The sequence below is a fragment of the Candidatus Paceibacterota bacterium genome (assembly GCA_035530615.1).
GTDB lineage: Bacteria > Actinomycetota > Actinomycetes > Nanopelagicales > Nanopelagicaceae > QYPT01.
In genome coordinates this window covers 707,194-728,812 of sequence record DATKUL010000002.1, presented here as the reverse complement: position 1 = coordinate 728,812, position 21,619 = coordinate 707,194, and the positions used below count along the sequence as shown (strand labels likewise).

Here is a 21,619-nt window from a genome sequence, read left to right as displayed (position 1 = left end):
CCTTTAGAAAAGGCGAAGATGAGCGAAAATACCAAGATGTATTTCAAGCCCAACGGTTCGATCCATGTCACTGGAACCGTCGATTTCGTTGATGCGCAAGGCAAAGTGATCCGTACTGAGACTGATTTCAAACTATGTCGATGCGGGCATTCAAAAAATCAACCGTTCTGCGACAGTTCTCATAAAGAGCACAATTGGGAAGCGCCAGCGCTGAGCTAATTCTGGGTTTGCGGAACTAACTTCTGAGTCTCGTCTTGAATATGCGCAACGAGCGGCTTCAGACTAACCGCATACTCCTTGGCGTGGTGACCACAGAAAAGAAGTTCGCCACCAGAGAGCAACACGGCACGGACGTAGGCCTGAGCACCGCAACGATCACAACGGTCAACGGCATTGAGCGGCGTGGCTTCCAGAATCATCTGTTCAGTCATGGTGCACTCCTTACGTCTGAATCCCTCAGCAATTCACTGAGGTCAAAATCTCTCATCTAGGGAACATCAAACCATCTCTGGTTATTCCCCGCAGGTATTAATCCTACTATTTACTAAAGTGTTACCTAATACGCTCACTAGATGAGACAGATATGCACTTTCTCAGGATTCCTTAACTATCGGCTACTGATTCGGCGCGCTTACTGTCTTACCTACTCAACCCTCGCTAGCCTTTGCGCCCGTGGCCCGCAAAGAGAAAAACCTAGAACCGAGTTATACCGCCAAAGATCTGGCGGTTCTCGAAGGACTCGATGCAGTCAGAAAGCGGCCCGGCATGTATATCGGGTCGACAGATTCACGGGGCCTTAATCATTGTCTCTGGGAAATAATCGATAATGCAGTGGACGAAGCACTTGCTGGATACTGCAAGAAGATCGAAATCAATCTCGAATCAGACGGCTCAGTCGAAGTTCATGATGACGGTCGCGGTATTCCGGTCGATAAAGAACCAAAAACTGGCCTAACCGGAGTAGAAGTCGTGCTGACGAAATTGCATGCAGGTGGAAAATTCGGCGGCGGTTCGTACGCCGCATCCGGTGGACTCCATGGTGTTGGTGCCTCCGTTGTGAATGCCTTGGCATCACGTCTTGATGCTGAAGTAGACCGCGACGGCAAGATTTATTGGATGTCATTTCAACGTGGCGTTGCGGGTATTTTTGAGGGGGAGGGTCCGAAAGCTACTTTCACTCCGGCTTCTGGGCTCAGGATTGTTGGCAAGGTGGCCTCAAAAGTCACTGGCACACGCATCAAGTGGTGGAGCGATAAGCAAATTTTCCTCAAAGAGGCAGATTACGAACTTGCGGAAATTTATGCTCGTGCACGGCAGACTTCTTATCTTGTTCCTGGCCTGACACTCATCGTCAATGACAACCGGACGAAGATAAAGACAAGCGAAACTTTCCACCACAAAGGTGGCATATCGGAGTACTGCACTTTCCTGGCTCCTGATGAACCAGTGGGAGATGTCATCCGCCTTACTGGTGGTGGGCACTACGCAGAGACTGTTCCTGTTCTAGATGAGCAGGGTCACATGGTCTCCACTGAAGTTGAGCGGGACATGGGGGTCGACATTGCCATGAAATGGGGAGATGGTTTCGAAACCACCATACGTTCCTTCGTGAATATCATCGCAACCCCCAAAGGCGGCACCCACATACAAGGTTTTGAACGTGCGATCACCAAGGCGTTTAATGAAGTCCTGCGCTCGACCAAGACTTTGAAGAACAACGAACCAGATGTCATCAAGGATGACATTATGGAAGGTCTCACCGCTGTCATCACGGTGCGAATGTCTGAACCGCAGTTCGAAGGTCAGACGAAGGAGGTGCTCGGAACTGCCGCTGCAACGAAAATTGTCGCCGCTGTTGTGGCCGATGAGATGAAAGCATTCTTCTCAACGACAAAGAGAATTGATAAAGCAAACGGCCGCTTGATTCTTGAAAAGGTCACCGCCGCTTCACGTACCCGAATTTCTGCGCGTGCGCATAAAGACCTGCAACGACGCAAGAATGCTCTCGAAAGTTCGTCATTGCCAACGAAATTATCTGATTGCCGTTCAGAGGATGTCTCGCGCACCGAGCTCTTCATTGTGGAGGGTGAGTCTGCTCTCGGCACCACAAAGGCGGCCCGAAACTCTGAATTCCAGGCTATTTTGCCCATCCGCGGCAAGATCTTAAATGTGCAGAAAGCCTCTCTTTCGCAGATGCTCGACAACAGCGAGTGCGCTTCTATCATCCAGGTCATTGGCGCTGGCTCTGGCCGCTCCTTTGAATTAGATGCCGCTCGCTATGGTCGAATTATTCTGATGTCGGATGCAGACGTTGACGGAGCGCATATCCGCTGTCTCCTTCTGACCCTGCTCTATCGCTATATGCGACCTCTGATTGATGACGGCCGGGTATTTGCCGCGATTCCGCCTCTACACCGGATTGAAGTAATGGGCTCGGGTGGCAAGAAGGGCGATTTCTACTACACCTACTCAGATGATGAGATGCGGAAAGTTTTAGCCGACCTCACCAAGGCTGGCAAGAAGTGGAAAGAGCCGATCCAGCGGTACAAAGGTCTTGGAGAGATGGATGCTCACCAATTGCGTGAGACGACGATGGACCCAGATCACCGGACATTACGTCGCATCACCGTCAACGACGCGGCTGCTGCCGATTCCATGTTCGAACTGCTCATGGGCAACGAAGTAGCGCCGCGTAAAGAATTTATCTCCTCAGCCGACGTCGATCGCGATCGGATCGATGCCTAACTCGGAGTATTTACTGAGTTGCACATCGGGGGTTGTCGCCGACGATGGGGCGGGCCGGGTTCTTTTGCTCCAGCGCGCTTAATTTTGATCAGGGCAACTATCTAGTGTCATGACACCGTGATATCATGATGTCATGAAGAAACAAACCACCCTTCGCCTTACTGAAGAACTTGCCAATCAACTGGAAATTATCGCGCGCGCTCAGGGCGTGAGCGTCAATCAATTCATCGTGGATTCCCTCTCTGTGGAGATTGCTAGAGTGCGCAAAGACGTCGAATTCATTAGTCGTGTCCGGCATTTGGTGGAACGTGATCAGGAAATCCTTGATCAACTGGCCAAGTGAGGCTCCTAAGCCTTCCTGAAGTTCTCGTCATTGCTGAAGCCGTTACCGGCATTGAAGCTGAAACTCTGATTCGAGTTTCGAGAATTGAACTTTTAGAGTCGGCGATCGCGGCATCTGAGGCCGGATTCGGGGAGCACGACTTGTACCCCGATTTCTTCTCTAAGGCTGCAGTGCTCTGCTCTCGAATAGTTCGGAATCATCCTCTTCCAGACGGGAATAAGCGCCTTGGTTGGATGGCACTCAACGTTTTCTGTGATCTCAACGGCTATGACCTCGCTCTTGGGACAGATGAGGCTGTTGCAACCATTCAATCCCTGGCGGCAGGAAACATTACCGAAGAGCAACTAACCGATTGGATTCGAGCCAATACTAAGCAGCGGCAATAACCGTTCGGCGGGGAGTAGCAAAGGAATTTATTTCCTCAGCTGACATCGATCGCGATCGAATCGACGTCTAAATTCCAAGAGCGTTGGACGCGACTTTAAGAAGTAGATCGATATCGACTGCTTTACCCTTTGCCGTTGACCGGAATGGCGCAGGCTGCGAAAAACCAAGACGAGCAATAATTACTATTGCACTCCGAGCCCGCAGTGCGTTCTCGTCAGTGGGATTTTTTCCTACGAGCAACTTTTGCATACGCATCATCAACTTGTTTGCCCGATCAGTAAAATCGGCAGGTGCTCCCACCATGTGCATGGGGGCTAAGTGCATGATGTCGAGATGAGAGTTAAGTACCTCGGCGAAACCACGCAGAAGATTTAATCGATCGAACGTGTGAGGCGACGCAGACTCATGCACCTCAAGAAGCTTCTCCATGTCGTCAGCAAGTGAATCGACAAGTGCGTGAAAGAGCGCTTCTTTATTTTCAAAGTGGTGATAGATGGCTGCTTTGGAGAGCCCAAGTTGTTCGGCAAGGTCGGCCATCGAGGTGCCGACGTAACCCTTCTGGGCGAAGAGCGCGACCGCACTCGCCAGAATGGCCTCTTTTGTTTGAGTTGCTTTCCGTTCTTTGGTTTGAACTTTATCCCTCATGGCACTATCTTACCTACTGACCGTTCGGTAAGTTACCAAGTCGGGAGAAACCGGAGTTGTCTGCATGAATCGCCTCGCTCAATTTAGCTTTAAACATCGAAGATTGGTCATCGTAGCCTGGGTTCTACTCCTGTTGGCCATGGTCGGCCTTGGCAAGTCAGTAGGAAGTACTTACAGTTCGTCTTTTGCACTTCCAAATACCGAGAGTTCCCGCGCTATGGAGGTCATGCAAAAGTCGTTTCCTCGAGTATCGGGGGACACTCTCCAAATTGTCTTCCAGAGCGATTCAGGTCTCACATCGGATTCGAATCAGCAGCTAATTAACTCGTTGGTTGGATCTCTCAAGAAATTGCCGCACGTAGATTCAGTTCAGGATCCGTACAGCCAGCAGTATCGAGCATTGAGTCCAGATAAGACGATTGGTTTTACAACTGTTCACTTTGATGGGCCAGCGGAGGAAATACCATCCAAAGCTATACAAGGTGTTATTGATACCTCTCAAAACATAAGGACTCAGTCTTTAAACGTGGAGTTTGCTGGAGAGGCGCTTAAGCAAGTCGAGAAGCCAATGGGGCCGTCAGAAAGTACAGGTTTAGCTTTGCTTGCCGCATTTGTCGTACTTCTTCTCACCTTTGGCAGCGTTGTCGCGACAATTATTCCAATGGTCGTGGCAGTAGTTGGCCTGGGAATTTCTTCGTCACTTATTGCACTCTTAAGCCATCAATTTAGTATTGCTTCTTTTGCTCCAACTCTGGCCGCCCTCGTCGGATTGGGGGTAGGGATCGACTATGCACTCTTTATCGTGACTCGCTTCCGACGTTTCATTCATGAAGGGAAAACACCAGAGGAGTCCATTCGCATCGCACTCCTGACATCAGGTAGAGCAGTTCTCTTCGCCGGAACGATTGTCTGTATTTCCATGCTTGGACTCTTTACGGTCGGAGTTTCGATGCTGTACGGCGTCGCTATTGCCACATCAATTGCTGTTTTGGTCACAATGCTTGCTGCGTTGACTTTGCTTCCCGCGCTGTTGAGTGTTGTCGGCAAGAACATTGATCGACTCAAAATTCCAGGCAAAAAGTTGCACGAAGAGTCGGAGGGTAGCAATACGTGGCGTCGCTGGTCACAGATGATTGAGCGGCATCCGGTGCGGTGGATTACGGCGACGGCACTCGTTGTTCTATTTTTAGGTCTCCCTGCCTTATCTATGAGGACTGGTTCATCAGATGCCGGAAATGATGCGAAAAGTTCTACAACTTTCAAGGCGTATGATCTTCTCGCAAAAGGTTTTGGACCCGGGTATAACGGGCCGCTTACTCTCGTCGCAACCCTGCCAAAGGGCGGCGATGACGGCGCTTTGGAAAATTTAGGTTCAATTGTTGCCAAAGATGCTGACGTGGCTACGGTCTTCCCAGCGATGGTTACTCCGGATGGTCAGAATGCAGTCATCTCCATTTACGCCAAGAGCGCGCCACAGGATGAAGCCACATCAGATCTGGTGAAGCGCTTGCGGGAACAGACCATTCCGAGTGCGATGAGCGGAACTGGCATAACCGTCTACGTCGGTGGCCTGGTGGCTATCAACCAAGACTTTGCAGACGTTCTCAAAGGCAAACTCCCTTACTTCATAGGAAGTGTCGTTTTACTGAGTTTCTTGCTTCTCATGCTGCTTTTCAGAAGCCTTCTCATTCCGGCAACGGCTGCATTTATGAATCTTCTTTCCATGGGTGCTGCTTTTGGTGTCATTGTCGCTGCATTTCAATGGGGTTGGGCAGAGCCGATACTAGGTGCGAAAGGTGGGCCGATTGAGCCCTTTCTTCCCATCATGCTCTTCGCCATCGTCTTTGGACTCTCAATGGACTATGAAGTTTTCTTAGTCACTCGAATTCAGGAGGAGTGGCATCACACAAATGACAATTCACTTGCGGTCAACCGTGGGTTGGCGGCGACTGGCGGAGTCATCACTGCGGCGGCAACAATCATGGTTGTTGTCTTCACCGCATTCGTATTTGGGGGAGAACGCACTATCCAGGAATTTGGCTCTGGACTCGCCGTTGCCGTTCTAGTCGATGCCACAATTATTCGCTCAATGCTTGTGCCGGCGCTCATGCACGTAGGAAATCGAGCCAATTGGTGGTTGCCGCGTTGGCTCAGTCGGCTCTTGCGCAAGACTGGGATTAAACCGCTGTAGTGATCCTTGTCTTGCGGGGAGTAGCAAAGGATTTTCCGACAGCCGTAAGTTCATCGCTAACTTGCTTGCGAATGTTCTCTTCACTCTTGAGAAGCACATTTAGTGCATCAATAGTTATTTTGAGTTCCTTCTGTTCAGACTCAAGTTCCAATTTCGACATCTTGGTGAGGCGTCGAAGTGGCATATCAAGGATGTACGTTGCCTGCTCGTCATTGAGTTTAAAGCCTTTAATAAGTGCAGCTTTGGCTTCGGCTGCATCATCGCTATTGCGAATAATCTTGATGACCTTATCTATATCGATGATCGCTTTGAGGAGACCATCCACGAGAGTTAAACGCGATGTTGCCTTTGCCTTGCGGAACGAAGAGCGACGCCGGATTACCTCGATACGATGGCCAATAAATACCTGGAGGAGCTCTTTTAGTCCAAGCGTCTGAGGTTTTCCGTTGACGAGTGCCACAGCATTAATTGCGAAGGCATCTTCCATCGGAGTGAGTTTGTAGAGCTGCTCCAGGACCTTTTCTGGTTCGAAGCCGTTCTTCAATTCGATGACTACATTTGTGCCCGTTTTGCCGTCGGTGAGGTCGATGATGTCGGAAATCCCCTGAATTTTCTTGGCTTTTGCAAGGTCCGCAATTCGCTCCACGACTTTTTCAGGTCCAATCGTGAACGGGAGCTCGCGGATGGTGATTCCCATTTTGCGGGCGGAGACTTTGCCAATTTCGACAGTGGCGCGGACTTTGAAACTTCCCTTGCCAGTCGCATACGCCTCTCGGACGCCTTCTGCTCCGACGAGTTCGCCGCCGGTAGGGAAATCAGGACCTGGGATAAATTTCATTAATTGCTTAAGCGTGGCGGTTGGATTGGCGATGAGGAATTTTGTTGCTGCAATGACTTCCCCCAGATTGTGAGGGGCCATATTTGTGGCCATACCAACGGCGATACCTGATCCGCCATTTACTAGGAGGTTGGGGTAGGCGGCAGGAAGTACAAGTGGCTCAAGAATCTGACCGTCGTAGTTGGAGCCAAAATCAACGGTGTTTTCATCGGCTTCGGCGACCATCGCCATGGCAGGAAGCGCCAATCGTGCTTCGGTGTAACGCATTGCGGCAGGGCCTGCGTCAAGGGAGCCGAAGTTTCCGTGGCCATCGATGAGTGGCAGACGCATTGAGAAGGACTGAGCCATACGGACGAGGGCGTCATAAATAGCTGCGTCACCGTGCGGGTGCAACTTACCCATGACTTCACCGACGACGCGGGCGCTCTTTACATGTCCGCGCTCTGGGCGAAGCCCCATCTCCGCCATCTGATGCAGGATGCGTCGGTGCACGGGCTTGAGTCCATCACGTGCATCGGGCAGGGCGCGCGAGTAGATAACTGAGTATGCGTATTCGAGAAACGAGCCCGACATTTCAGAGGCGACATCGATGTCGATGATCTTGCCCGGGTATTCGCCAGGTTTAGGGCCGACAGGTTTTTTGCCTCGTGTGCCTTTTGCGGCAGGGGTTTTTGCAGTAGCCATGGCGGTGATTATGCCAAGGCGAACCTTTAAAGTGCGGGAGTGACGTGCGGTCTAGCCCCAATGATTGCAACACAGTGACCCGCTGCGAGAGCGCCAGCCTCCATGCAATTGAGAAGATCCGGATCTTTGATCCATGCGGCGATGTATCCACCGGCAAATGAGTCACCTGCACCTGTGGTATCAAGAACTTGCGTAGGCACTGCGGGTATAGAAATCGATGCACCGCCTCTTACTTTTCCAATTGCCCCACGCGAACCTTGCTTGATAACAACCAGCGGCGCATTCTGCAATAATGAATCCAATGCGGGTTCAAGTTTGGTTTCGCCCGTAAGGAAAGTTGCCTCTTCTTCGTTCATAAACAGCGCGCTCATGAGAGGCAACCAACTTCGAACCTCGGAGATATCGACTTCGCTCATACCCCCAACTGTCGCTGGATCAAAAAATATTGGAACTCCTGCATCTTGGATCTTCGAAATCATCTCAAGCACGCCAGGACGCGAACCCGAATCCAAGAGTGCGTAACCAGAGAGATAAACAACCTCGACACCGTTAAGGTCTGGAAGATCGGCAAGTGAAAGTCCAGAGTTTGCGCCAGTTTCGGGAAACATTGTGCGCTCGCCGCTCGTATCAACCAGCACGACAACAACTCCGGTTTGAACACCCGGAATAATTGCATTGCTGTATGCAATGCCGAGAGCATCAAATTCCGAGAGTACGGCGATGCCTGCGCTGTCATTACCGACACGGGCGACAATTCGCGTGGAAGCGCCTGATGATGCAGCCCAGGAGGCTACATTTCCGGCTGCCCCGCCACCATGGGTGGATATTTTTGAGGGAGTGTCACTTCCGTAATTGATTTTTGTCTTAATAACCGCAATCACGTCCAGCATGACATCACCGATGCAGAGAACCTTTTCCATCTGGCCGCCCAAACTTCTAGAGGCTTAGAGCGATGGCTATGTCTGCCGCGAGTGCTGCATTTGATTTGATGATCTCTATATTTACTCGTAGTGATTCGCCATGACTATTGGAGTGGAAATGCTCCAGGAGGAAGGGCGTAACAACTTTACCGCTGATACCCGCCACTTTGGCACGTGACAGACCGCTTGCGAGGATCTCATCATGAAGCGCGCGATTCATCTCCTTCTGAACTGGGTTTGCAACGATCAGAGCCGCCGAGTTGGTTTTCAAAATCTCCCTAGCTTGGCAAATGCGTGCGACATCAGGGGCACTTTCTACACGGTGTTCAATGGTGAACCCAGAGTCGGTTAGATAAAAACCTGGGAACTTCGTTGTCTGAAATCCAACGAGCCCGATCGCGAGAGTCTCGAGTCTTTCGAGAGTGGCTCCAACATCTAATATTGATTTCACTCCCGCGCACACGACTGTAATGTCGAGGGAAGAAAGAGCAGTGAGATCAGCCGATTCATCGAAAGATTCGTTGGCTCCGCGATGCACGCCACCTAGTCCGCCGGTAGCAAAAACTGAAATGCCGGCCAGTACAGCCAGATGTGCAGTAGCTGCAACCGTTGTCGCCGCGCTTGTGCCGGATGCAACCGTGATTGCCAAATCGCGACTTGATGCCTTCGCAATATTGTCACGATTTGCAATTTCCTGGAGTTCTGAATCATTGAGCCCAATATGCACGGTGCCGTCTATGACGGCAATGGTGGCAGGGGTGGCGCCGTGTTCTCGGACGATTGCTTCGACTTCACGAGCCACGTCAAGATTTTGCGGACGGGGCAGTCCGTGACTGATGATTGTCGATTCAAGTGCGACGATTGGCTTTTTCGATTCAAGTGCGGCGTGGACTTCATCTGAAAAGTGCAGAACCAAGTCTTTTTTAATCACATGCTCACGATAGTGGATTTAGTGAGAGGATGACACCGTGCATCTGGCTGATATAACTCCATCGATTTTCGCGGGACTTGGGTTATCGGATGTGTATGACAGTTGCGGCTTTGGAGAGAGTCCACACGGACGTGAATGTCTGCTCTTGGTCGACGGTCTTGGTGCCGATGTAATTGAGAAATATTCTGAATTTGCGCCGACACTGAATAGATTGAAGTTTTACGAGCCGGTGCAGACTCCGTTTCCTTCGACGACCGCAACAAGTCTGACGACACTCATGACGGGTGTGCTTCCGGGCACTCATGGAATGATGGGTTACACGGTTCGCGTTCCACGAAGTGGCGGGCGAATTCTCAATTCGCTGAAGTGGGATGAGAGAGTTGATCCGCAAATATGGCAACCCGTCCCGACTCTATTTGAGCGGGGGAGTCGCGTGGGAATCTCAGTTTCGCATATCGCTTCAAAACGTTATGAGAACACCGGCTTTACCTCGGCGGCATTTCGAGGAGCAACGTATCGCGGTGCGAATACTTTGCCGGAAATGGTTGAAGCGGCAAAAATCTCATTCAAGACTGCGCCATCTTTTGCCTATCTATACCTCAACGACTTAGATGTTGCTGGACATAGTCATGGAGTTGGTTCGGAGAAATGGTTGCTTGCCCTTGCTTTTGTCGACCAGGCTGTTCGGACATTTTTGGATCAACTTCCTAAAGGAACCCGATTCTGGATTACGGCCGATCACGGGATGGTCAATGTCGAAGAGAAGATTATCCTTGGCCGAGAGAATTCTCTCCTCGAGGGTGTAGCACTTGTCGCGGGGGAGCCCCGCGCTCGTCATCTTTATCTGGAAGAGCGATTTCTCGAAGGAAATGGTCCCTCTGTTGTAGCAGAAAATTGGCGGGGAACATTAGGTGAGGCAGTCGAGATTTTCACACGCCAAGAAGCGATCGACGCCAGTCTCTTTGGAAGCTTTGTATCGCGTGATGCATCCGAGCGAATGGGTGACCTCATTGCGATAGCACAGGGAAGAGTGATTTTTGTTGACCCCCTACGTGTCAATCTTGAATCTGCCATGGTTGGACATCATGGGGCGATGAGCGATGCAGAGAAGTTTGTGCCGTTGGTCAGCGCGCTCATTTCCTAACAAAAGTTATTCTTCGGAGTCCTCATTGTTTTTACGAGAGCCGAACATGATCTCATCCCACGAAGGCACCGTGGCGCGACCGGTTACTCCATCGCGCGCACTCTCCTCATCGGGGGTCTCGCGTATAGAAACCAATCGAGGTCCGTCTCGCGTTTCAAGCGGACGGTTCTGACTGCCCCTGGTTGCAGAAGGATGATTGCCATAAATAAGGCCATGATCAACGGGGGTTCTCTCCCGGTTTATGCTCTCGTCACCGATGATCCAACGAGCATCATCATCTAGTGGGGCAAGAGCGCGGCGAGTCAGGTCGAAGTTCCAGTCTGCAATGGCGAATCCATCTCGGTTTGGGTAATTTAAACGGATAACCCAACTTCCATCTTCCAGACGCCACGTATTCCATTCAACTGCATTCATATCAACTTGGCGGGGAGTGAGTCGAGCGGCGACAACTTCCGCAAAATTCAAATTCTCGCGGCCGTTTTCTTTCCGCATCACTACATCATGCGCGAGTCCAATAATGTATGTGCGCTCTTGCAAGATTGGCCCAGCAAATCGTTCTACTTTTTCGATAGTCCACTGTGCTTCCCGTGCAAGAGATTCAATCGGTTCTCCTGAGCGCAAACGCGCTTGGATTTCTTTAACAGTTAGGGGCGTGGCTTGAACGTCAGTGACGGCAGAGAGCCGTGGCTGGTTAACGGTGGCGCGTAAAGTGTCGCTGATGCGCAGGGTGTACTCGGCGCCGTCGTTATCGGTGAGGCTTATATATGCCCCGTCTGGCGTTTTTCCGTTTAAACGAAGTTCAGTCACGATGCCGAGCGTAACCGATTCCAGGTGCGAAAGTAGGGAAGCGACATGAGCATGGCGCCGCAGAGAAATGCCAACGGCAGAATAAAACCGCGCTGTGCACCGTAATTATCTATAACCCACCCCGCGATGGCGCTGCTTACTGCTCCACCCAACGGCATTCCGGCGATGACCCATGCCAGGCTCTCAGTTGTCTGCTCCGGTGGAACTGCGGATTCGGCAAGGCCATAAGCGGAGACAAGTAGTGGGGCAACGGCAATACCGTTAAGAAAGAGTGCGATAGCGAGTGCTGCTAGACCGTGAACAAAGAGAAATGGGGTGGAAAGGATCGTGAGTGCAAAAAGGAAGATCCAAAATCTTTTTGCGTGGTTCATTTGCCACTTAATTGACCCATTAACAATGGCAGATGCGCCGCTACCCAGGGACCAGACGGCGAGCATCAACCCGGTTCGACTAGTTGCGTTTTGACTTTGCATATAACCCACAACGACGATACTCACTGAGCTAAAGAAACCTCCCAGGAATAGCGTTGTCAGTACAACGGCTTGGAGAGCCGTGTTCCGTAAGACCGGCGGGTGAGGATCTTCATGATCGCGTGGATGCGCAGGGGGTTCTGTGCTGCGTTGAAGTGCAAATGCTAAGGACCCGAGGAGCAGAAAGACCAATCCGACGAAGAGCCCGGCGGCAGGATCAATCGACGCTGCGCAGGCCGTTGCCAAAACCGGGCCAAAAATAAAGACGATTTCATCCATGAGCGCCTCAAAGGAGAAAGCGGTATTGATTAGCGTTCGGTCCTCGCCCAGAGTCCAGAGCCAACGACGGCGAACCAGACCACCTGTATTCACAAAAAATGCTTCGGCAAAAATAATGGATAAGAACCATGTCCATCGCGGTGCATTCTGCGCAACGAGAAGAATAAAGACCAAGATGGAGAGAGTTCTCAGCGGCACAGCGATGAGAAGTGTTTTCCCTTGTCCTATTCGATCGGCGGTCCGCGACCAGAAAGGAAGAGCGAAGGTAACCACGACGGCTGCGACCGCCGCGAGTGAGCCTGCCAACGTGTAGGAGTGAGTGACATGAACGACAACAAAGATGATGGCAAGCGGGTCCATCGAGATAGGCATTCGCCCGATGAACCCGGCTAATGAAAATCTAAGGCCGCCCGGAGTTTTGAAGAGACTGCGGTACGGCGAGAGCATGATGGAGAGCCTATTGCGGGTTAGAGTATGAACGTGACAAATTCATTGGGATCCCCAAGTCGGGACGCTCTACCTCAGGATCTCTTGGACTTGGCTCTTGGAATTGCCATTGAAGCGGGAACAATGCTCATGAACCGACCCGCGGCTTTTGAAGTTACCTCAAAGTCAACTGCGATAGATATCGCAACGCAGATGGATAAAGCCAGCGAGAAATTTATTGTGGAATCTATTCTCGCCAGCCGTCCACAGGATGGGATCATTGGCGAAGAAGGGTCAGAACGAGAATCCACTTCTGGAATTACCTGGGTCATAGATCCAGTCGATGGCACCGTTAATTACTTATACGGAATCCCAGGATGGAATGTCAGCATTGCCGTCAAAGACGAACTCGGGGTGATCGCTGGCGTCGTCCATGTCCCGACGATCAATTCGACTTTCACCGCCATTCGGGGGCAGGGTGCTTTCCTTATTTCCTCAGGTAACTCTCACGGGACGAGTCCCCAGAGAATCCAGTGCAACGATCCTGTTCCACTGAACAGAGCTTTGATCGGGACAGGTTTTGCTTATGATGTCGATCGGCGGGTAGAGCAGGGCAGAATTGTCGCTCAACTCTTGCCTCAAATCCGCGACTTGCGCCGCCTAGGTGCGGCGGCGGTCGATATTTGTTATGTCGCGATGGGGGTCTTTGATGGATATTTCGAATATGGGCTCTACGAATGGGATTGGGCTGCGGCCGGACTTATTGCGCAGGAGGCCGGGGCGCTCTTTACTACCGATTCTCACCGGATTTCAGTCTGTGCCGGTCCTGCTCTTCATTCGACGCTGGCCCATGCAGTTGAGGTACTCGTCTAGGGCTCTTGTGAGCCTGGATTTAGTGGAATGGGCGCGATTGTGGCAGGATAAGCCCCTTACGCCAGGTAAACCACTCGGCGTCACAAGACATGAAACCTAAGCGGTCACAATCCGTTGGGGTCGAAAAAGATGAGGACTCACAATGAACGTGCTTGATGCGGTAGACGCTGCTTCCCTTCGCTCCGATATCCCGACCTTTCGGGCCGGTGATGAGCTCAAGGTTCACGTCCGAGTCATAGAGGGTAGCAAGAGCCGTATCCAGGTCTTCCAGGGAATCGTCATCCGCCGCCAAGGCAGTGGCGCTCGCGAAACCTTCACCATCCGTAAGGTCTCTTACGGTGTTGGCGTGGAGCGCACTTTCCCAGTTCACACCCCGGTTATTGAGAAGATTGAAGTTGTCCGACGTGGCGATGTCCGTCGTGCCAAGCTCTACTACTTGCGCGATCTGCGCGGCAAGGCAGCCAAAATTCGCGAAAAGCGCGGTGAGATGGAAGCGTCAAAGAAGGCCTCCGCCCCTGTTACAGAAACCGTTGTCGCTGAAGTCCCTACCGAGCAGGCGTAACCGAACGGCATGTCGCGCAAGGGTTCAGTCCTTCGTGAGTTCCCAATACTCGTAGTCGTAGCACTTCTTGTCTCACTTATTATCAAGAGTTTTTTCGTGCAGTTTTTTTATATTCCATCAGGATCAATGGAAGATACTTTGCGGATTAAAGATCGTGTTGCGGTAAATAAAGTCCCATATATTTCCAAGAGCATCGAACGTGGCGACATTGTGGTTTTCCGTGACCCGGACCACTGGCTAGCAGACCCCATGCCCTCGACCGAATCAAAGTTTATTTCCACTATGCGGGAAGGTCTCATAGCCGTCGGCGTCCTTCCCAATCCCGCTAAACAACACCTGGTAAAAAGAGTTATCGGCGTAGCCGGTGATCATGTTGTTTGTTGCGATAACAACAAAATGATTACCGTTAATGGTAAGGCGCTTTACGAGCCTTACATTTTTAAAGGTGACAATTCAAGTGATATGAATTTTGATATTACTGTTCCGGTCGGAAAAATCTGGGTAATGGGTGATCATCGTGGGGCAAGTGCCGATTCGCGCTACCACCAAGATGACATTAACAAAGGCATGGTTCCAGTCAGTAAGGTGGTTGGACGAGTGGTTGCCGTTATCTGGCCGGCAAATCATGCCAAAATTGTTAATCGCTTTGATGCCTTAAAGTAACAATGTGAAAACCATCGAGCGCCTCCTGCTCGATAATGGAATTTCCCCGATCGCAGGGGTTGATGAAGCCGGACGGGGCGCATGCGCAGGTCCATTATTGGTCGCCGCAGTTATCTTGAAAGACCCATTTGCCCCTGAGCTTGTCACCGTTCGCGATTCGAAAGAAATCTCCGAAAATATGCGGGAGGAACTATTTGATCTCATTATTGAAAGTTCACTCGCAGTCTCGGTTGTTGAAATTCCGGCAGAGGTAATTGATGAGCGGGGAGTTCATGTGGCAAATATCGACGGAATGAGGCGAGCGGTACATGGACTCTCGGTGATTCCGAAGTACGTTCTGACAGATGGCTATGTCATTCCGGGTTTAGGTGTTTCCACTTTGGGAGTGTGGAAGGGCGATCAAGTCGTCCACACGATAAGTGCAGCCTCTATCATCGCAAAAGTCACCAGGGATCGAATGATGCGGAAATTGGATGAGGAATTCCCGGAGTACGGATTTGCACGACACAAAGGCTATGTGACGGCCGCTCATTCAGAGGCGCTCACGAAATTTGGTCCTTCTGTGATTCACCGCCGATCCTTCTCAAATGTTGCTGCTCATATCCACAAAGGCGGTTAACTCACATATATTTGACGGAGCGAGTGGCTCCATTCACCCTAGGAATTAGTGTGCCCGAACTATGGCACTCACAAATCGCCCGAATCCACATAATAGAAGCATTGGTGCTTTCGGCGAGAAAGCAGTTGCCGATTCTCTGATCGGTAGAGGTTTTCTCATTGTCGAAAGAAACTGGCGGATCAAAGAGGGTGAGATAGATATCATCGCCACTTCGCCAGATAAAACATTCGCGTTTGTTGAAGTAAAGACGCGCACGTCACAAGCGTACGGTCATCCTCTCGAGGCGATTACGCGCGAGAAAGCGCACCGATTGCAGCGTCTTGCGCTGGCCTGGCTTGCTACTCATCAGTGTTTTGGAAGCGACTATCAAGTCGATTGCGCGGCTGTGCTTATTTCCCCTGATGGCTCATATTCGATTGAGTACAGAGAGAAAGTTTTATGAAAATTGTGATCGCATGACGCTGGGGCAGAGTCTGGGCGTTGCGCTTGTAGGACTAGATGGATATCTCGTGCGAGTAGAAGTAGATATTGCTGATGGGCTTCCAGGCTACGTCCTTCTCGGATTGCCCGATGCTGCGCTTACTGAATCGCGCGATCGAGTCCGTTCTGCGCTGGTCAATTCTTCCGAGAGCTGGCCTAACCGAAAGGTGACGGTTTCGCTCTCACCGGCCTGGTTGCCCAAGAGTGGTTCAAGCTTTGATCTTCCCATTGCAATTGCATTGTTGGCTGCCCAATCCGCGATTTCCGCGGAACGATCAGAGCGGACCCTATACATAGGTGAACTCGCACTTGATGGCCACATCCGTGGGGTTCGCGGAGTTCTGCCTTCGCTGATCTCCGCGCATAAGCAGGGAATCACTACCGCCGTGGTGCCGGAGGCAAATGCGCTTGAAGCTCAACTCATGACCCAACTAAATACGGATATGAGAATTATTCCCATGAGCCACCTACGTGATTTATTGCGCTGGTTACGTTTGGACGAAAGAGCGGAAAGGGCAGAACTGCCGTTTGTCAGCGAACCTGAAGAGAAAGTCTTCGATTTTGCTGACGTGGCAGGACAGGAGAAAGCCCGCACTGCTGCTGAAGTGGCGGCCGTCGGTGGGCACCATTTGTTGCTGATCGGACCACCCGGTGCAGGCAAGACCATGATTGCGCAGAGATTGCCAGGAATTCTTCCCGCGCTTTCGCGAGAAGAGGTCCTTGAAGTAAGCGCGATCCATTCGATTGTAGGTGGATTGAGCAGTAGATCTCCGTTGACACGTACAGCACCCTTCGTCGCACCGCATCACACCGCGACTCGCGTAGCCATGGTCGGCGGGGGTTCGCAAGCGATCAGACCCGGCGCATGTTCGCTCGCTCACGGGGGAGTCTTATTCATTGATGAAGCCCCCGAGTGTGCAATCGGCGTCCTGGATTCTCTGCGCCAACCGCTGGAATCGGGTTCAATTACCATCGCGCGTGCGATCGGCAACGTTACTTACCCGGCGCGCTTCCTCCTCGTATTGGCTGCCAACCCATGTCCATGCGGAAAATTCTCCGGGCGCGGTAGAAATTGCATCTGCAGTTCGCAACAGGTGAGAAGGTATTTGGGAAAACTCTCTGGTCCCCTCATGGATCGCATCGACCTTCGAGTGCAAGTCGACCCTCTCAGTCGTGTAGAACTCATGGCGCCGGATTTAGGCGAATCTAGCCAGATGATAAGAATGAGAGTTATCGCAGCTCGAGAGGTTGCTGCAGAGCGATTTAGAAATGAAACGTGGTCCCTCAACTCGCAGATACCCAGTCGCGCTCTGCGAACAACTTTTCAGCCCGAGCGAGCCGCCATGAATTTTCTTCACGCCGAACTAGATCGCGAACAGATAACTGCGCGGGGGCTTCACAAGGTTATGCGCACTGCCTGGAGTCTGGCCGACCTTTCAGGTCACGTCCGTCCAACTCTGGCCGATGCCGAACGGGCTTATCTACTACGTGAGGGCTTGGCATCGTGAACGTTCGAGAAGCCAGGGCCATTCTTTTCGCCTCCATCGAAGGGGGCTCGCCATTCTGGTCGCGGGAGATTGAACTGCTCGGACCGATTGGCGTGGTTGAGAAAGCACTAGATGGCGATTACGACATCGCCAAATTTGAAAAGACTCTTCGCAAACTCAATACCTCCAACCCATCCCAGATTCTGGAAAAGATCGCTGGCAGTGGTGGGATATTTATGACGCGAGAAGAACCATTCTGGCCGGAACAACTTGATGACCTAGTGGCTCCTCCCATCGGATTAGTGGCTAAAGGCGCCCTTGAAGTACTTCAACTTCGCTCCCTTGCGATCGTTGGGACGCGAAATCCAACCAATTACGGAGTTCGTGTGGCAGGAGATTTTGCGGCGGGTTTCGTGGATCGCGAATGGGCGATCATTAGCGGAGGAGCCTATGGCATTGATGCTGCGGCACATAGGGGGGCTCTAGTTGGAGAGGGCGTAACCGTCGCAGTGTTAGCGGCTGGCATTGATGTTAATTATCCGGCTGGCCACATGAGATTGTTTGAAGAAATCACCGAGAATGGGCTCATTGTGAGTGAAGTGATGCCGGGCACCTGCGCGGTCCCATCCCGCTTTCTAACCAGAAACAGAGTTATTGCGGCGCTTTCTCGGGCGACATTGGTGGTCGAGGCGGCCTTTCGAAGCGGTTCTTTGCGTACGGCTCGCGACGCGGCCGAATTGCTCCGTCCCGTCATGGCTATTCCTGGTCCAATCACCTCACCAACTAGTGAAGGCTGCCATCGACTCATAGGCGAGCGAGTTGCTGAAGTTGTTACCTCCGTGGCTGATGCAATGGAGTTTGTATCTTCTAGTAGGTGAGACAATTGCTCAATGAGTGGCTCAATGACTGAATTTCGTTCGGGTTTCGTTGCAATCGTTGGACGCCCAAATACTGGCAAATCGACCCTCGTTAATGCGCTGGTCGGAAGCAAGATTGTTATTACTTCTCCGCATCCCAATACGACTCGGCACGCAATTAGGGGAATCTTGAATCGCCCTGATTACCAGGCCATTTTGGTTGATACGCCGGGCATTCACAAACCGAAGACTTTGCTTGGGCATCGCCTCAACGCAGTAGTAGGGCAGAGTATGGACTCCGTTGACGTGATTGTGATGTGCCTGCCCGCGGATGAAACATCAGGTGCTGGAGATGACTTCATAATTCAAGAGATCACAAAATATCCGAAGGCAAAGAAGATTGCGGTCATCACAAAAACGGATCTGGTTTCCAAAACAGCGTTGGCCGCAAAACTAACTGGAATTGTTGCCCTGGCAAAGGAATTTACCTGGCAAGAGATAGTTCCGGTCTCTGCCGCAATCCACGATCAGGTTGATCTGCTTGCCGATCTCATCGGAAAATCATTACCCCCAGGGCCAGAGTTTTATCCGGAGGGAATGTTGAGTGACCAGAGTCAGGATCAATGGATCTGCGAACTTATTAGAGAAGCAGCATTGAGAGATGCGCGAGAAGAGCTTCCGCATTCCATAACGGTCACCATCGACGAATTAACGCAACGTGAAGGAAGTGAAGAGAAACCATTTTTCGACATCCACGCCACCATCCACGTAGAGCGAGATTCGCAACGAGCAATTCTGCTGGGACATCAGGGGGAGCGGCTAAAGGATATTGGTACTCGAGCGCGGGCTGATATCGAAAGGATTCTGGCGGCTCGTGTGTATCTTGGTTTGCATATAAAAGTTTCCAAAGATTGGCAGCGCAATCCGAAACTTTTGGAACGACTTGGTTTTAGTGATCAGTAATTATTAATCATTGGCACATCGTTGAAGAAATGGCTCTGCTTACTTGCCCACCCTGAACTGCGCGCGCAATGACAACTCTTGACTGGGTTGAATTGAGCTGGGTGTAGTTTGCGTCCATTACTTTCTGAATTTTGGTAGGCGCTGATGCTCGAAACGCTGCGTAGTCCGCGTTACTAATGACTGGTTGATATTTCACTTTGCCAGCTTTTGGTTCGATCCATACTGGCGACGAGAATCCCGTGCAAAATATATTTGTTTTGAATGCATCGGACGTATCCAATTTGTGCATCGCACTACATGTAAACCAGGTGTAGAGACCGTGGTTGCCGCCCCTTACGTCCTCACCAAGTACTACTGAGTGGCAGTACAACTTACCATCGGTACTCGTACCAAAACTTGCTCTCCAGTTCTTGCTTACTTCTATCTCGTTAGTGACAGTCTTAACCAAAGAACTGATCTGTTGTTGCGAGAAGTGGCCAGAACTTGTATCACCCATCGTTACACCAAAGGTTTGGGTGAAAAGGATGAGGGATAGCATCACTGCTACTCGAGTTATCGCACTTTTCGAGATTCTTCCAATGTCAAGAGAGAAGTGAAGTGGGGAAGTCCTTCGGCGGGCGCACAAATCTACTTGCCCGTCCGTTCTTCCGCTGCTTAACATTTTGGGCCTGTTCTCTTTTATTCTCGTCTTAGTTGGGGAACTTCTACCTACTCTGGGCGCTTAGAAGTAAGAAGGCGACGCTGCCTTCACTGGGAGAATTTGACTTAGCAGCACCAAATTCCACCAGGGATGGTGCTTGTGGTGACGGTAGGTTTTGCTGCATTGGCAGGCGCGCTTGTCATCGTGAGAACTGCAAGTGCGGCTAAAGTTAGGGCGATAAACTTCTTCACAATTTCCTCCAAGGGGCTTTACTATCTGTAAAGGTTGGTTGTAACATATACTAAATTCGCCGAGAAGGGAATACCGAATGGATTTTGGTACCAGGCTTCGGGAGGCACGGGAGCGGGTCGGTCTGACCCAATCTGAGTTGGCGCAGGGTATTGCTGCATCGAGTTATATCTCATTACTTGAGACCGGAAAGCGAAAACCAAAACCAGAGATGATTGAAAAATTTTCATCTCGGCTTGGAATTTCTCCTAATGAATTGCTTGTCGATCAGGGTAGCCAGGAAGTGGCACTCAATTTAAATATGGCCAAAGTGGCATTTGGTTCGGGTGACTTAGGAAGCGCGAGAGACTATGCAAATCTTGTTTTGCAGCATCCTGGCGTATCAGCGAGTTTACAGTTGGAAGCGTCTGTCGTGTTGCTTCAAGTTCGTGCGCGAGAAGGTTCCTCGGATGGCTTACTTGATGATTTGGAGAGACTCTTCAAAAGAAATCCTCATGCGTCTCCTGATTTGAGGGCCCGCATTGGAAATGAAATTGTGCGGGTATGTTTTCAATTTGGAAATTTGGGCATGGGCGTTCAATTGGGCGAAGAGATGCTCCGAGAAGAAGCTTCGGAGTGGGCGGAGACTGAAGTCGTCGAGTTACTTTGCTTGCTTGGAAGTTGTCATTTTCATCGCGGAGACACGCCCCGAGCTAGCGAGATAGTTTCAAGAGCACTTGAATTGGCTGAGAAGTGCAAATCGCCGAAGGCAATGGTTCAGTCGTATTGGCAGTCATCAATGCTCGCTGAAAGCCGAGGCGACTTGTCGCTTGCTCTCAATCACATCACTACCGCGATGCACTGGACGAAGTTGGCTGAGTTAAGTCAGGTTTTGCCAATTCTGAACGACAATGCTGCGAAGATCATGCTTGATCTTCCTAATCCAGACTTTGCGCGCATCCACAGTCTCGCTGAATCTGCATACCTGGATATGTCATCGCAGAACAATCCGAGATACGCAGCTTATGCTTGTATAACACTCTCTGAAGTTGAACTGAGACTTGGAAATGTTGATAAGGCCTTGATGTACGTAAGAAAAGGCTTGAATGAATTACCATCGGAAATTCCTGGTCCTAAAGTAAGTCTGTATTCGCAGGAGGCTAAGGCTCTCTTCAGATTAGGAAAAGTTGAAGAGTCTAAGCAGCAATTGGAGCGCGCTGTAGACCACATGGAAAAGATGGCTCCGTCGAAGGAATTGGCTCTTTATTGGGGTGAAATTGCTCGAGTATTTGTTGAAGTGGGATTACAAGGTCGTGCCATCCACGCCTACGAGCAGGCAATTGCGGTAGCGGCAATGTCTCAAGCCAAACAAGAGGAGTTTGCAGACCTCAAAGTTTAGTTTTTCATCGGGTCGAGGAAATTTCTAACGACCCATGC

General features: G+C 51.0%; 23 protein-coding genes and 1 pseudogene. 15 read left to right on the top strand and 9 right to left on the bottom strand.

The window, feature by feature from the left end; translation table 11 throughout:
• Nucleotides 1–18: 18 nt before the first annotated feature.
• Nucleotides 19–219, top strand: coding sequence for a CDGSH iron-sulfur domain-containing protein (locus VMW30_06610; protein ID HUW88028.1), 201 nt, complete (start codon nucleotides 19–21; stop codon nucleotides 217–219).
• On the opposite strand, the gene VMW30_06605 is transcribed toward VMW30_06610, so the two are convergent.
• Entirely contained in the window at nucleotides 216–431 is a 216-nt protein-coding gene (locus VMW30_06605; GenBank protein HUW88027.1) for a hypothetical protein, read from the bottom strand. The genes VMW30_06610 and VMW30_06605 overlap by 4 nt on opposite strands.
• 241 nt (nucleotides 432–672) lie before the next feature.
• Here VMW30_06605 and VMW30_06600 point away from each other — a divergent pair, with 241 nt between their 5' ends.
• The 3 genes from VMW30_06600 to VMW30_06590 all read left to right on the top strand — a co-directional run bounded on the left by VMW30_06600 (nucleotide 673) and on the right by VMW30_06590 (nucleotide 3,474).
• Nucleotides 673–2,745: a DNA topoisomerase IV subunit B gene (locus VMW30_06600; protein ID HUW88026.1), complete on the top strand. Its 2,073-nt coding sequence runs from the start codon at nucleotides 673–675 to the stop codon at nucleotides 2,743–2,745.
• A gap of 133 nt (nucleotides 2,746–2,878) precedes the next feature.
• Complete coding sequence (locus VMW30_06595; GenBank protein ID HUW88025.1) at nucleotides 2,879–3,088, top strand: toxin-antitoxin system HicB family antitoxin; 210 nt, start codon at nucleotides 2,879–2,881, stop codon at nucleotides 3,086–3,088.
• Nucleotides 3,085–3,474: a type II toxin-antitoxin system death-on-curing family toxin gene (locus VMW30_06590; GenBank protein HUW88024.1), complete on the top strand. Its 390-nt coding sequence runs from the start codon at nucleotides 3,085–3,087 to the stop codon at nucleotides 3,472–3,474. Before VMW30_06595 ends, VMW30_06590 begins: the two co-directional genes overlap by 4 nt.
• A 67-nt stretch (nucleotides 3,475–3,541) precedes the next feature.
• Here VMW30_06590 and VMW30_06585 read toward each other — a convergent pair whose 3' ends face one another.
• The gene (locus tag VMW30_06585; GenBank protein HUW88023.1) at nucleotides 3,542–4,120 is read right to left on the bottom strand and encodes a helix-turn-helix domain-containing protein; all 579 of its coding nucleotides are present in this window, start codon (nucleotides 4,118–4,120) and stop codon (nucleotides 3,542–3,544) included.
• A 64-nt stretch (nucleotides 4,121–4,184) separates the two neighbouring features.
• Here VMW30_06585 and VMW30_06580 point away from each other — a divergent pair, with 64 nt between their 5' ends.
• Nucleotides 4,185–6,311 carry an MMPL family transporter gene (locus tag VMW30_06580; protein HUW88022.1) on the top strand — a complete coding sequence of 709 codons (2,127 nt, stop codon included), beginning with the start codon at nucleotides 4,185–4,187 and terminating at the stop codon, nucleotides 6,309–6,311.
• Between the two features lie 7 nt (nucleotides 6,312–6,318).
• On the opposite strand, the pseudogene VMW30_06575 reads toward VMW30_06580, so the two are convergent.
• The 3 genes and pseudogenes from VMW30_06575 to VMW30_06565 form a co-directional block, all read right to left on the bottom strand.
• Nucleotides 6,319–7,833, bottom strand: a pseudogene (locus VMW30_06575) (DNA topoisomerase (ATP-hydrolyzing)).
• Nucleotides 7,834–7,859: 26 nt separating this feature from the next.
• Nucleotides 7,860–8,753 carry a carbohydrate kinase family protein gene (locus tag VMW30_06570; protein HUW88021.1) on the bottom strand — a complete coding sequence of 298 codons (894 nt, stop codon included), beginning with the start codon at nucleotides 8,751–8,753 and terminating at the stop codon, nucleotides 7,860–7,862.
• A gap of 16 nt (nucleotides 8,754–8,769) precedes the next feature.
• Nucleotides 8,770–9,681 (bottom strand): pseudouridine-5'-phosphate glycosidase, encoded by a 912-nt coding sequence (locus tag VMW30_06565; protein HUW88020.1) that lies wholly within the window; start codon nucleotides 9,679–9,681, stop codon nucleotides 8,770–8,772.
• A gap of 40 nt (nucleotides 9,682–9,721) precedes the next feature.
• Between VMW30_06565 and VMW30_06560 the strand changes: the two genes are divergently transcribed.
• Complete coding sequence (locus VMW30_06560) at nucleotides 9,722–10,828, top strand: alkaline phosphatase family protein (GenBank protein ID HUW88019.1); 1,107 nt, start codon at nucleotides 9,722–9,724, stop codon at nucleotides 10,826–10,828.
• A gap of 6 nt (nucleotides 10,829–10,834) precedes the next feature.
• On the opposite strand, the gene sepH is transcribed toward VMW30_06560, so the two are convergent.
• Complete coding sequence (gene sepH / locus VMW30_06555) at nucleotides 10,835–11,635, bottom strand: septation protein SepH (protein ID HUW88018.1); 801 nt, start codon at nucleotides 11,633–11,635, stop codon at nucleotides 10,835–10,837.
• On the bottom strand, nucleotides 11,632–12,831 hold the full coding sequence (locus tag VMW30_06550) for an MFS transporter (protein HUW88017.1): 1,200 nt from the start codon (nucleotides 12,829–12,831) through the stop codon (nucleotides 11,632–11,634). Before VMW30_06550 ends, sepH begins: the two co-directional genes overlap by 4 nt.
• A gap of 33 nt (nucleotides 12,832–12,864) precedes the next feature.
• On the opposite strand from VMW30_06550, the gene VMW30_06545 reads away from it, so the two are divergent.
• The 8 genes from VMW30_06545 (at nucleotide 12,865) to era (ending at nucleotide 19,314) form a co-directional block, all read left to right on the top strand.
• Nucleotides 12,865–13,683, top strand: coding sequence for an inositol monophosphatase family protein (locus VMW30_06545; GenBank protein HUW88016.1), 819 nt, complete (start codon nucleotides 12,865–12,867; stop codon nucleotides 13,681–13,683).
• A gap of 142 nt (nucleotides 13,684–13,825) precedes the next feature.
• The gene (rplS, locus tag VMW30_06540) at nucleotides 13,826–14,245 is read left to right on the top strand and encodes a 50S ribosomal protein L19 (GenBank protein HUW88015.1); all 420 of its coding nucleotides are present in this window, start codon (nucleotides 13,826–13,828) and stop codon (nucleotides 14,243–14,245) included.
• Between the two features lie 9 nt (nucleotides 14,246–14,254).
• The gene (lepB, locus tag VMW30_06535) at nucleotides 14,255–14,908 is read left to right on the top strand and encodes a signal peptidase I (protein ID HUW88014.1); all 654 of its coding nucleotides are present in this window, start codon (nucleotides 14,255–14,257) and stop codon (nucleotides 14,906–14,908) included.
• Between the two features lie 4 nt (nucleotides 14,909–14,912).
• Nucleotides 14,913–15,527 carry a ribonuclease HII gene (locus VMW30_06530; GenBank protein ID HUW88013.1) on the top strand — a complete coding sequence of 205 codons (615 nt, stop codon included), beginning with the start codon at nucleotides 14,913–14,915 and terminating at the stop codon, nucleotides 15,525–15,527.
• 61 nt (nucleotides 15,528–15,588) lie between these two features.
• Entirely contained in the window at nucleotides 15,589–15,969 is a 381-nt protein-coding gene (locus VMW30_06525) for a YraN family protein (GenBank protein HUW88012.1), read from the top strand.
• Nucleotides 15,970–15,982: 13 nt separating this feature from the next.
• Nucleotides 15,983–17,515, top strand: coding sequence for a YifB family Mg chelatase-like AAA ATPase (locus VMW30_06520; protein ID HUW88011.1), 1,533 nt, complete (start codon nucleotides 15,983–15,985; stop codon nucleotides 17,513–17,515).
• Nucleotides 17,512–18,372, top strand: a complete 861-nt coding sequence (dprA, locus tag VMW30_06515; protein HUW88010.1) for a DNA-processing protein DprA — start codon at nucleotides 17,512–17,514, stop codon at nucleotides 18,370–18,372. Before VMW30_06520 ends, dprA begins: the two co-directional genes overlap by 4 nt.
• A gap of 24 nt (nucleotides 18,373–18,396) precedes the next feature.
• Nucleotides 18,397–19,314, top strand: a complete 918-nt coding sequence (era, locus tag VMW30_06510; protein HUW88009.1) for a GTPase Era — start codon at nucleotides 18,397–18,399, stop codon at nucleotides 19,312–19,314.
• Nucleotides 19,315–19,321: 7 nt separating this feature from the next.
• On the opposite strand, the gene VMW30_06505 is transcribed toward era, so the two are convergent.
• Nucleotides 19,322–19,810 carry a hypothetical protein gene (locus VMW30_06505; GenBank protein ID HUW88008.1) on the bottom strand — a complete coding sequence of 163 codons (489 nt, stop codon included), beginning with the start codon at nucleotides 19,808–19,810 and terminating at the stop codon, nucleotides 19,322–19,324.
• 269 nt (nucleotides 19,811–20,079) lie between these two features.
• Complete coding sequence (locus tag VMW30_06500) at nucleotides 20,080–20,205, bottom strand: hypothetical protein (GenBank protein ID HUW88007.1); 126 nt, start codon at nucleotides 20,203–20,205, stop codon at nucleotides 20,080–20,082.
• A gap of 77 nt (nucleotides 20,206–20,282) precedes the next feature.
• On the opposite strand from VMW30_06500, the gene VMW30_06495 reads away from it, so the two are divergent.
• Nucleotides 20,283–21,581, top strand: coding sequence for a helix-turn-helix transcriptional regulator (locus VMW30_06495; protein HUW88006.1), 1,299 nt, complete (start codon nucleotides 20,283–20,285; stop codon nucleotides 21,579–21,581).
• Nucleotides 21,582–21,619 lie beyond the last annotated feature (38 nt).